Here is a 10,974-nt window from a genome sequence, read left to right as displayed (position 1 = left end):
CGTCATTGCGGTCATCTACAAGTACCTCGACGACCAAGGCGGTTACCTCGCCGCGCTGATCACCTACTACGGGTTCGTGTCGTTGTTCCCGCTGCTGCTTCTCCTGACCACCGGCCTCGGGCTGGTGCTCGCCGGTCACCCAGCCCTGCAACACCAGGTACTGCAGAGCACGTTGAGCCAATTCCCCGTCATCGGTAGCCAGCTGCACGAGCCGCACGGACTCAGCGGCGGGAGCGTTGCGTTGATCGTCGGCATCGGCGGCGCGCTCTACGGCGGCCTGGGCGTCGGTCAGGCGGTGCAGAATGCGATGGACTCTGTGTGGGCCGTCCCGAGGAACCAGCGTCCCGATCCGCTCCGATCACGTCTGCGGAGCTTGCTGCTGCTGTTGGTGCTCGGCTCGGCGGCCATCACGGCCACCGCCTTATCGGCGATCGGCCAGGCTACCGGGTCGCTGGGCGTCTTCGGAAGGATCGGCGTCGCCCTGGCCGCCGTGGCGATCAACGCGATGATCTGCCTGGTGGCTTTTCGCGTGACCACCGCGCGCGCACTCACCTACCGGCAGGTCCTGCCGGGAGCGATTGTGGCGGCCTTCATCTGGCAGATCCTGCAGTGGTTCGGAGCCGGCTATGTGGGGCACACGGTGAAATCGGCCAGCGCCACCAACAGCGTCTTCGCGTTGGTCCTCGGTCTGCTCGCCTTCCTGTTCCTCGTGTCCTCGACGCTGGTGCTGTGTGCGGAGATCAATGTCGTTCTGGTGGAAAAGCTTTACCCCCGGGCGTTGCTCACTCCGTTCACCGACGACGCCGACCTCACCCCGGCGGATCGCAAGACCTACGCCAAACGGGCCAAAGCCGAACGCGTGAAAGGCTTTCAGCGTGTCAGCGTCAGGTTCGGCGACGGCCGTCCCAAGGCCACGCGCTAGCGTCGGTCCGTCTCAAACATGAATTCGTGGCCACAGATGCAAATGCGGTCACCATCGGCCAGCGTCGCACTGGTGCGAATCCGCTGGCCGGCGACATCCACGCCGTTGGCTGACTGCAAATCGGTGATGACAAAGCTGTTTCCGGTGTCGACGATCACCGCGTGGTAGCGACTAACGGTGTCATCGTCAACGACGATGTCGTTGTCGGAAAGTCGGCCGATCCGAGTGGCCGCTCCCCGCAACGGATAACGACGTCCCGCGGCGTCGTGCAGATGCGCGGCGGAGGATTCGCGGGCCGAATCGGTACGCCACTGCAGGGTGCGGGCGGCGCGCTTGGCGGTTACCTGGGCCGCGTGTTTGACGTCCAGCCGCTCTTGGCGAAGGACCCGCTGATGCAGGCTCTGCAAGGTGGGCCCAGGGTCGATGCCCAAATCGTCGGCGAGCGCAGTCTTCACTCGGTCGTAAGCGTCGAGTGCATCGTATTGGCGCTCCGTCAGGTAGTAGGCGGTCATCAGCTGTGCCCACAGCGGTTCTCGGTAGGGATGCTCGGCCACCAGCGATTCGAGTTCTCCGATTATGGAATTGGCTCTGCCACAAGCTATTTCAGCTTCGGCCCGCACGGTCAGCGTCACCAGCTTGTCCTCCGCCAGTGCAGTCGCGAAGGCGTCGACGAATCGAAAGTCGCGCAGATCTTCGAGCACCGGGCCCCGCCACTCCGCCAGCGCATCCGATAGGTGGCCGCTGGCCTGTTCGAATCTGCCCGCGGCCGCGGCCTCGAATCCCGCTTTCCGCGCGATGGAAAAGCGGCCGACATCGCACGCCTCGTCGGACACGCTGAGCCGATATCCCGGCGGGGCACTAGCCAGGGCGGTAGCCGGATCAACACCGGCGCTGCTCACTATTCGGCGGAGCCGGGATATGTGCGCGTGCAGGCTTCCCCGGGCCTCGGGCGGCGGGCTCTCCTCCCATGCCGCGTCGATCAACGAGTCAACCGGTACGGTGCGATTTCGATTGATCAACAGCGTGGCCAAGACCGCCCGCTGCTTCGCGGGGCCCAACGGCACGTCGGTGCCGTTGGCGCTCACCCGCAACGGCCCTAACACCCCGAACCAGAGATCATCCTGGGCCATCGCGGTAGCAGTCCCCTCAGCTCTCACCACATGTACACGCGCGCGCTTTTCCCCCCGATGCACGTGATCCAGCTGTCTCCCGGGTGCTGCTGGCAGTGCATGAGGAAATTCGAACCGTTGCAAAGCGCACCGGGCACGGTCTTGCAGTCAACGGCCCCCGGCGCCGAGACCGCCCGCGGTAGCGGACTGGCGTTGCCGTACTCGGCCCAATACGACGTCAGCACGCTGTTGGTGAAAAGGCATGACGTTTCCGGGGTTCCCCGCCCGGCGTGGGTGCCGAATCCCGTATCGGTGGGCAACGAGAACCCCGGATCGCAGGACTGGTGCAAGCTGCTCAGGTCGGGTCCGGTCACCAGCGGAGGCAGTGCAGCGCGCGCGGTCGGGCTCTCCCGCTGCCCGCTCGGTCCGTAGACGAACAGACCGATGACCACACCAACCGCGGCGAGAACCAGCACCGTGCCGGCGGCGATCACGGTCGGCCGCACCCACCCGCGCCCGTGCCTGCTCGAATCGCGCTGGGGAGGCGCGACCGCCGTGAACGGTCGGGTGCCGTCCGTGTCGGCCGACGGGCTTCCCAATGCACGCTGCGCGGCGCGTGCGAGGGCGCCCGCCGTTCCGTACCGCTCGTCGGGGTCTTTGGCCATGCCGCGGGCAACGACTTCGTCGAGCGCCGCCGGAACGCGCCGATTCGCCACGCTCGGTCGTGGTGGTGGCAAGGCGAGGTGGCCCGCAACCAGATGCTCGAGGCTGTCACCGGCGAACGGGGCGTCTCCAGTCAGTGACTCGTACAAGACGCACGCCAGAGAGTAGACGTCGACGGCGGGCGTGGTCACCTTGTCGTTAAACCGTTCGGGCGCCATGTAATTCAGCGTGCCGATCTGCGTGCCAATGGTCGTCAGCCGGGGGTCCCCCTTGGTCTGCGCGATGCCGAAGTCGACGAGGTACACGAAATCGGCCGGGGTGACGATGATGTTTTGCGGCTTGACGTCTCGATGAACCAATCCCTCGGCGTGCGCCGCATCCAGTGCGGCGGCGACCTGACCGATGATCGCGACCGCCCGCGCGGGCGCCAGCGGGCCCTCGGTGATCAGGTCAAGAAGCGTCTGCCCCTGCACCAGGCGCATGTCGATATAGAGACTGCCGTCGATCTCGCCCCAGTCGTGGATCGGAATGACGTGGGGTTCTTGCAGCATTGCCGCCGCCTGCGACTCGCGCTGGAACCTGGTCCGAAACGTGTCGTTGGTCGAGAACTCGTCGGCGAGGATCTTCAGCGCGACGGTCCGCCCTTTGCCGGTGTCGTATGCCTCGTACACCACCCCGCCCCCGCCCCTGCCGAGCAAGCGCGTGAGGTTGTACTTGCCGAACGTCGTACCGACGCGCGAATCCACCACCACCGCCTCAATTCCTCGGGTACCGACGCAGTATCTCCCGTGAGCAAAAGGTTCGCGCAAGAAATACGCAAGGCGTCCGCCGCAGCCTCTACGTGACCGGGCAACAAGACCCCGGACACGTTTCTGAGGAGCCCGATATGACCATCACGTCCCGCGCGGTGTTCGCCCTGACGGCAATAGCGACTGCTGCGACAGTCGCCCTCGCGCCGGCCGCGCACGCCGAACCCTCGCAGCCTATGGCGGCCCATGGCGTCGAGGCCCCACTCTCGACCGTCCCCTGGTCGCAGGTGGGTCCGGGTTGGATGCTCGCCGTGTGGAGCCCGGTTCCCGGCTTGCACACCGGCGAGAAACCTCCCCCCGGGTCACCAACCTGGGAAACCGCCAGCACGACGCTGTATTTGGTTGATCCGGCCGGTGGCCGATACGCCATCACAACCTTCCCGCCGCCGGGCAGCAACGGTTACAGTCCGACGTTGGACGACTGGTCTGGCGACGGGACCCGGGCCCTGTTCTCTGCAACGGAAAAGGGCCGAACGGTCGTCACGGAGGTCGACCTGCGCACTGGCGCGAAGACCACCTTCACCACCGAGAACGGCGGCTCCCCTCGCTACACGCGGCCCGACGGCAAGGCGGTGCTGGTGTCCAGGCGGAAGGGCTCGGGACCAGGATCGCTCGAACGCGTCGACCTAGCGGGTAACCACCAGCTGACGTACCCGCTGGCCGAGGACTTCACCTCGTATCTGGCCACTGCGGACGGCACGCGGCTGGTGCTGGGCACGCACTCTGGCCTCGCCGTCATGGGCAACGACGGGGTCGCCGGCCCGACGGTGACAATCGCCGGGCAGCGCGACTGCACACCCCTGCGGTGGTGGGACGCGGGCTCGACGATCGCGCTTGCACGCTGCGGTACCTCCACCACGTCCCAGCTATGGCTGGTGCCGATCGACGGCGGACCACCGACGGCCCTCACCGCGCCCAACGACGGACACCAGGGCCCCGACTACGGCGACTTGAACGCATGGCAGCTTCCGACGGGAACGTACGTGCAGGCGGCGGGCGCGTGTGGCGTCGTTTTCCTCGCCAAGCTCAATGGCGACGGTACGACATCCAAGGTGTCGGTGCCCGAGGTGAAAACCGACAGCGTCGTCGTGGTCGGCGTCAACGGCGGCGACCTCGACCTCAAAGCGAGGGCCGGCTGCGGTGGCGGTCAGGCACTCATCGACTACAACCCCGCGACCGGCACGTCGACGGTGCTGCTCGGACCGCCGGTCAACGGCGGCGGCGTCATCACCGCGGTGCCCTACCCGGGCCAGAAGTAGCGAGAGGCCACCGACATGACCAAAAGCGCGCGCCGCCAACGACTTAGAAAGCGTCTGCTGATAGCAACGGTGACCATCGCGATTACCGCGTTTGGCGCCGCCTGCTCGATGAGCACCCACAACGCGGGCTCAACGATTCCACCCAACGGGCGGGCGTCCGTGCCCCGACAAACCGTGCTCCCATTCAGCGGCCTCGAAAGTCCCCGCGATCTGGCGGTGGACCCCGCGGGCAACGTGTACGTCGCCGACCTTCACCACTCCCAGGACGACAAAGGACACCCCACCGTGACCACCCGGGTGATCAAGCTGCCGGCAGGATCGAACACCCAAACCGTGTTGCCGCAGTTCGTTCATGCCGGTCTGGTGGCGGACCCGACAGGCGCCGTGTGGGTCATCGACGCGGGACACCAGCAGTTGGTGAAGCTGCCGGCCGGGTCGGACGGGTCGGACACCCAGACCGTGCTGCCGTTGCCCAATCTCGGCTTGCGCAGCGAAGTCCTTGCAGTGGATGCCGCGGGAAGCGCCTATGGCATCGACGGCGGCGGGGTGTACCCCGACGGCGGGTGCTGCGTGCCCGTTCACGTGGTGAAGTCGGAGGCGGGGTCGCATGCCCCGACGGTGTTGTCGTTCACTCACCTCCTCGGCCTCGGCGGAATGGCGGTGGATGCCGCCGAAAACGTGTACGTGGGCGACTACTCGCGAATCCTGAAGCTGGCGGCGGGGACAGACATCCAAACGGTGCTGCCGTTCGACGTTCGCAGCGTCGTAGATGTGGCGGTGGACTCCGCCGGAAGCGTGTATGTGGTCGATGCCGACCGCAAGCAGGTGCTGAAATTGGCGGCCGGGACGGACAAACCGATCGTGCTGCCGTTCAGCGGCCTCAATCAGCCCGTAAGGGTGGCGGTGGACGCCGCGGGGAATGTCTACGTCACCGACATCGGCAACCACAGCGTGCTCAAACTTGCGGCGACCTGATGAAGCTGTCGCTCCTCCTCACCGTCGCGATCGCGTCGTTCGGTGTCGTGATCGCACCGCCCGCAATCGCGCACGCGCAGTGCGGGCCGAACGGGCCACCACCCGGTGCTGCCAGCAAGGACGTCAGCGATGCCTACGGCCAGCCGGCCACGCTGTGGATCACCGACACTGTCGTCGGCATCGCCACCGCCCAGGGCTACGGTCAGGCAAAGATACAGAGCCCCAGCCCCCTTCGACGCTCCGCGCTGCTGATCGACGCCCAACAGGACGGCAACCACCAGATCATCATCGACACCGGCCGAGAGGCCATCCTCTACGCGGTGTCCGGCTGCGCCATCACCCCGGTTGTCGATCAGCGGGGTGCGTTCTTCCGGTTCGACCTCGGGCACCGGAGGGGCAATGGCGACGGCATCGGTTGCAGCGACCTCGGCGACGGCCGTCACCTGGTCGGATTGCTACAGCTGCGCGACGACTACGGCACCCCCCTTTTGACCGTGCGCCGCACCGAGATTGACCTGAATGGCGCGACGGCGAAGATCGGCCGCGCGGACACCGTCACCGCGACATCGGTTCAAGACCCGGCATGGAGCACGGCGGCCGACATCAGCTGCGGCGGCCTGACCATGCAGCACGACGGAGTTCAGGCACCGGAGTGAGGTTCACGCAAGAATCGCGCAAGGCCTCTCCCGCACGCTGATGCGCATGATCAAACCTATCGCCCGAGCCCTGACGATTGGGCTCGCCACGGCGGCGCTGTCAGTGTCGGGATGTTCCACGACCACCGGCATGGCGACGGCACCTCCCGCGACGTCCACCACATCGACTGCGGCGCAGGGGCAATCGGCGTGCACCGATCTCGACGGGACCGTTGGCCCCGACAAGGTCTGCCACGTCCATAGCGCCACCCCCACCTACAAGATCGACATGAGCTTTCCGATCGACTACCCGGAAATGCCGGCGGTGGCCGCGTTCCTGAAACGGAATCGCGACGGCTTCGTCGACTGGGTCGCCAAGTTCGGGCCACGCGGTGGGCGCAATCGCGCGTATCAGTACGCCGTCACCGCCAAGACCTACCGTTCGGGAAAACCGGACGCCCGCACCCAAAGCCTGGTGCTCAAGATTGACAACGACACGGGCCTCGCCCACGAGGGCCACCCGAACACCACGTTCCAGGCGTTCAACTTCGACCTCGCCAAGCACGTCCCGATCACATTCGACACGTTGTTCAAACCCGGGGCAAAGCCGTTGGAGGTGCTCAACCCGATCGTCCGGGCCGAATTGGACGCGCCGTCCGCCGATCTCGACGAGAAGACGTATCAAAACTTCGGGATAACCGACGACACGGTGATCTTCTTCTTCGGCCAAGACCAAGTGGTGCAGGACAACGCCGGGCCACACAAAGTCGCAGTGCCCCGCATCGAACTCGCATCAATGCTGGCCTGACCCAGGAAAGGAAACGAATCAGCATGAACTCCAAAGGAATTCGACGACGCGTCGCCGCCTGGCGCGGTCGGGCCGGAGTTGTCGCACTGGCGGTGGTGCTGGCCGCCGGGTGCTCGCTGTCGACCGGTTCGATCGCGGCGCACAGACCGGCGGCGGAGGCACAGCCGGCGGCTCATGGTGTCGAGGCCGCGATCGAGACCATCCCTTGGTCGCAGGTCGGCCCGGGTTGGATGCTTGCCCTTTGGAGCCCGGCCGTCAGCCATCGCCCCGGGGAGAAAGGGGCGCCCGACGGGCCCGACCCGGACAAGGTCACCACGACGCTGTATTTGGTCGACCCGGCCGGGGGGCGCTACCCGATCACCACGTTCCCGCCGGGCTCCACCGCCCGGCTGCTCGACTGGTCCGGGGACCGGAGCCACGCCCTCTTTTACGCGACCAAACGCGGGTCGTCGCACAACGAAACGGCAATTGCCGTCGACCTTCGCAACGGCAACCAGACCACGCTCGCCCTCGGCGATGGCGGCCCCATCGGCTACGCGCGCCCCGACGGCACCGCCGTGCTGACCGGCAAGGGGCACTACCCGGATCGGCCGTCGCTTCAACGCGTCGACCTTTCCGGCGAGCAGGAGCTGACATATCCCGTGGGATCGGACTACAAAGGCGGAGCCCTGCCGACGCCCGATGGCACGCAGCTGGTCCTCGGCTCGTCGAAAGGCCTTGCCCTGATGGGCGGCGACGGGACGCCCGGGAAACAGTTGCCGGTACCCGGGGTCCTCACCACGTGCTCGCCGGTTCGGTGGTGGACCTCAACGGTGGTTCTCGCACGTTGCAGCGATGACAACCGTTTTTCACACACGATTCAGCTCTGGCAGGTGCCCGTCGACGGCACGGCGCCGACCGCACTCACGGCGGTCAACTCGGGAGGGGGCAATGATCCCGGATTCAGCGGCGACCTCGGCGACACCGACGCGTGGCAGCTGCCTAGCGGCACGTTCACGCAGTCAATTGGCGGGTGCGGCACCGTGTTTCTGTCCCGCCTGACGTCCGACGGGCACGCCACACGGGTGAAGGTGCCCGGCGTGTCAAGCAGCGTGATCGTCAATGGCGTGAGCGACGACAGGCTGGTACTCGTGGCCACGGCCGGCTGCGGTCCCGGCACCTCGCTGCTGGCCTACGACCCGGCGACCAACACGTTCAGCACGTTGCTGGGGCCGACCGTCAACGGCGGCAGCGTGACTCAGGCGATCGTTTTTCCCGGCCGAAAGTAGTCGAGTCAACGTCAAAAGATCGCCACACGCGCCGCACCCGGCACTAAAGTGCTGCTGGTGAGCACGAACGTGTTGGCCAACGGCCGGGGCCGATGGCTGGCAATCGTGGCCTCGCTCGTCGTCGCCGCGGCGATGATCTATGCCCAAGACACCAAGCCTCGGCCCTACGTCCAGCCCCCGGCGGCGACTCCGACGGCGACCCCCTCAGCGACCCCGAAAGATCCGGCCGCGCCGCCCCCCGGCGCCCCACACGTCGCCAGTCAGGCCGAGGCGGAACAGTTGGCCGCCTTGGCGGCAACCGCGCCCACCACCGCCCAGCAATTCCAGTTCCCGCTGTCGCCTGGTATCGCGTCCGAGGACAGACTGCAGGTCAAGACCATCTGGGCGGCACGCGTCATCAGCGTGCTGTTTCCCGAGATCAAGACCATCTACGGCTACCGGCAGGATCCGTTGCCGTGGCATCCCAACGGGTTGGCGATCGACGTGATGATCCCCAACCCGCACACGCCCGAAGGGATCGAGCTCGGCAACCAGATCGCGGGGTATGCCCTGGCGAATGCCAAGCGATGGGGAATCAACCACGTGATCTGGCGGCAGAAGATTTACCCGGGCGTCGGCGCGGGAAGCTGGACGGCCGACTACGGATCGGAAACCGCCAACCACTACGACCACGTGCACATCGCCACCAACGGCGGCGGATACCCGACTGGGCACGAGACCTACTACATCGCATCCATGACGCCCACGCCTCCCGCGTGATCCAACCCCTGTATCTGCTGGCGGACAGTCAGTTGCTGTTCTGGAAACGGCAGGATCGTTTGATCCTCGAGGCGGCCCTCGCCGGATTCACACGGCATCCGCTCACCGCGGCCTACATCGGTGCCTCCAACGGGGATCGTCCGGAGTTCTACGGGATCTTCGAGGCGGCAATGGATGCTATCGGAATCACCGAGCGGCGCATGATCGATTCATCGTTCGGCCCGGACGACCGCCAGTTCCTGGCGGGTGCGCAGTTGATCGTCCTCGCGGGCGGCGATGTGCGCCTCGGCTGGAACACGTTCGAGAGAACCGGCATGAAGGACGTGATTTTGGGCCAGCACGCCAATGGGGCTGTCCTGGTGGGTATTTCAGCCGGCGCCGTCCAACTCGGACGCTGCGGGATAGTCGAGACGCCGGAATCCATCGAGCTGTTCGATGTGTTCGGCCTCGTCCCGATGATCGTCGACACGCACGACGAGCGGGACGAGTGGGCGCGGCTGTCGCGCGCGGTTCACTCGCTGCGGGGGGCGGCCACCGGGCTGGGAATCCCCTCCGGTGGCGGGGTCATCGTGCACCCGGATTCCACCGTCGAGCCGCTGCGGCGTCCCTATGTGGCGATCCCCTGAGCAGTTGCGATGCGCTGTCGACTATCGCCTGGCTAGTTTTCGCGCGAGCCGAATCCCTTGGCGCGCAGTAAGGTTCGGCAGATAGGCGCGGCTGATCGCGTTGCCGATCGAGGGCAACGTTGATGCGTCACGGTAGGCCATGTACAGGGGCCGGTACTCGGGCTGGAACTTGGCCTTGAAGCTGAGCAAAGAGCGGAACCCGTACACCGGCTCCAGCGCCTTGCCGGTGACGTCGAGGATGCGGTCCAACGCCGTGACCTCATTGCCTCGGGCCAGCCGGGCCAGCGGGGCGCCGGATAGGCTGAGGAACTCCGCGCCCTCCTCCCGGAAGCTTTGTGCGGCAGAGGCGATCAAGAATTCCATCACGCCTTTGAAGGGACTGCTGCCCCGCCTGCGCATGAAGTCCAGCGTCCAGCCGACCGTTTGCCCGTCCCGGTAGACCGGCAACCAGCTGGTGATGCCGTGCACGATGCATTGCTCGTCCACCGCGATCAGGCAGCGCACGCTCGGGTCGTCGAGCTCGTCCAAACCGCCCAGCGTCCAACCCATCTCGGGCATGCCCTTGTCGGCTACCCATTCCTCGGAGATCACCCGCACCTGGTCGCGTATCGACAGTGGCGCCTCCGGATAGCTCGTCCACTCGGCGCGAATGCCCTCCTTGGCCGCCTTGTTCAGCGCGGTGCGAATGTCTTGCCACTTCTTGCCTTTGAACTCCAGCTCGGCCAACGGCACCACGGTGTCCTCGGCCACCTGCACCGCATACCACCCCAGCTCCACCGCGCGGTCGCGCACCTCCTCGGTGATGCTGTACATGCACGCCGTCCAGCCGTTCCGGTCGCAGAACCGCTCGAAGCCGCGTATCGCGTCCGCCTGTGCGCCCGGATCGCCCAGCGGACCGCCGGTGGTCAGCGCCACGGCGGCCACCACGCGGTAGGCGAACGCCGCGCGTCCGTCCTCGGTGAACCAGTACACGTTGCCCGGCCAGGTGCTCATGTAGGCCAGCGAGGAGCCGCTGTTGGTCACCATCAGTTCTCGCGCCCGGGTCCGCGCCTCGTCGTCGACGACGCGGCTCGCCCGCCAGAAGCTGACCAGCAACCCGGCGAGCAGCATCACCCAGAACACCGCGCCGCAGAACTCCCAA

General features: G+C 66.4%; 11 protein-coding genes. 8 read left to right on the top strand and 3 right to left on the bottom strand.

What is annotated here, in order from left to right; all coding sequences use genetic code 11:
• Window positions 1-922 (top strand): YihY/virulence factor BrkB family protein (locus A5744_RS21385; protein WP_076064375.1); only part of this gene is annotated, 922 nt, incomplete at its 5' end.
• On the opposite strand, the gene A5744_RS21380 is transcribed toward A5744_RS21385, so the two are convergent.
• On the bottom strand, window positions 919-2,052 hold the full coding sequence (locus A5744_RS21380) for a BTAD domain-containing putative transcriptional regulator (RefSeq protein ID WP_076064374.1): 1,134 nt from the start codon (window positions 2,050-2,052) through the stop codon (window positions 919-921). The genes A5744_RS21385 and A5744_RS21380 overlap by 4 nt on opposite strands.
• Before the next feature lie 23 nt (window positions 2,053-2,075).
• The gene (locus tag A5744_RS21375; protein ID WP_076064379.1) at window positions 2,076-3,440 is read right to left on the bottom strand and encodes a serine/threonine-protein kinase; all 1,365 of its coding nucleotides are present in this window, start codon (window positions 3,438-3,440) and stop codon (window positions 2,076-2,078) included.
• 140 nt (window positions 3,441-3,580) lie between these two features.
• Between A5744_RS21375 and A5744_RS21370 the strand changes: the two genes are divergently transcribed.
• The 7 genes from A5744_RS21370 to A5744_RS21340 all read left to right on the top strand — a co-directional run bounded on the left by A5744_RS21370 (window position 3,581) and on the right by A5744_RS21340 (window position 9,833).
• The gene (locus A5744_RS21370; protein WP_076064373.1) at window positions 3,581-4,762 is read left to right on the top strand and encodes a hypothetical protein; all 1,182 of its coding nucleotides are present in this window, start codon (window positions 3,581-3,583) and stop codon (window positions 4,760-4,762) included.
• Window positions 4,763-4,831: 69 nt separating this feature from the next.
• A complete protein-coding gene (locus A5744_RS21365) occupies window positions 4,832-5,737 on the top strand; it encodes a hypothetical protein (RefSeq protein ID WP_076064372.1) in 906 nt (301 codons plus the stop codon).
• The gene (locus A5744_RS21360) at window positions 5,737-6,393 is read left to right on the top strand and encodes a hypothetical protein (protein WP_076064371.1); all 657 of its coding nucleotides are present in this window, start codon (window positions 5,737-5,739) and stop codon (window positions 6,391-6,393) included. The genes A5744_RS21365 and A5744_RS21360 overlap by 1 nt, the downstream gene beginning before the upstream one ends.
• 46 nt (window positions 6,394-6,439) lie before the next feature.
• Window positions 6,440-7,180: an esterase gene (locus tag A5744_RS21355; RefSeq protein ID WP_240563140.1), complete on the top strand. Its 741-nt coding sequence runs from the start codon at window positions 6,440-6,442 to the stop codon at window positions 7,178-7,180.
• Window positions 7,181-7,203: 23 nt separating this feature from the next.
• Window positions 7,204-8,448, top strand: coding sequence for a hypothetical protein (locus A5744_RS21350; protein WP_240563139.1), 1,245 nt, complete (start codon window positions 7,204-7,206; stop codon window positions 8,446-8,448).
• Between the two features lie 57 nt (window positions 8,449-8,505).
• Entirely contained in the window at window positions 8,506-9,207 is a 702-nt protein-coding gene (locus A5744_RS25140) for a glycoside hydrolase (RefSeq protein WP_240563138.1), read from the top strand.
• A complete protein-coding gene (locus A5744_RS21340) occupies window positions 9,204-9,833 on the top strand; it encodes a Type 1 glutamine amidotransferase-like domain-containing protein (RefSeq protein ID WP_076064370.1) in 630 nt (209 codons plus the stop codon). Before A5744_RS25140 ends, A5744_RS21340 begins: the two co-directional genes overlap by 4 nt.
• Window positions 9,834-9,854: 21 nt before the next feature.
• Here the strand turns inward: A5744_RS21340 and A5744_RS21335 are convergent.
• The coding region (locus tag A5744_RS21335) for a DUF2156 domain-containing protein (RefSeq protein ID WP_139331444.1) at window positions 9,855-10,974 on the bottom strand (1,120 nt) is incomplete at its 5' end.

Source organism: Mycobacterium sp. IS-1264 (assembly GCF_001954195.1).
GTDB lineage: Bacteria > Actinomycetota > Actinomycetes > Mycobacteriales > Mycobacteriaceae > Mycobacterium.
This window is presented reverse-complemented; position numbering and strand designations above follow the sequence as displayed.

Bases quoted from the DNA above. Each gene is read 5' to 3' on its own strand.
- A5744_RS21380 (WP_076064374.1), bottom strand. From the start codon at position 2,052: ATGGCCCAGGATGATCTCTGGTTCGGGGTGTTAGGGCCGTTGCGGGTG.
- A5744_RS21370 (WP_076064373.1), top strand. From the start codon at position 3,581: ATGACCATCACGTCCCGCGCGGTGTTCGCCCTGACGGCAATAGCGACT.
- A5744_RS21360 (WP_076064371.1), top strand. From the start codon at position 5,737: ATGAAGCTGTCGCTCCTCCTCACCGTCGCGATCGCGTCGTTCGGTGTC.
- A5744_RS21355 (WP_240563140.1), top strand. From the start codon at position 6,440: ATGATCAAACCTATCGCCCGAGCCCTGACGATTGGGCTCGCCACGGCG.
- A5744_RS21350 (WP_240563139.1), top strand. From the start codon at position 7,204: ATGAACTCCAAAGGAATTCGACGACGCGTCGCCGCCTGGCGCGGTCGG.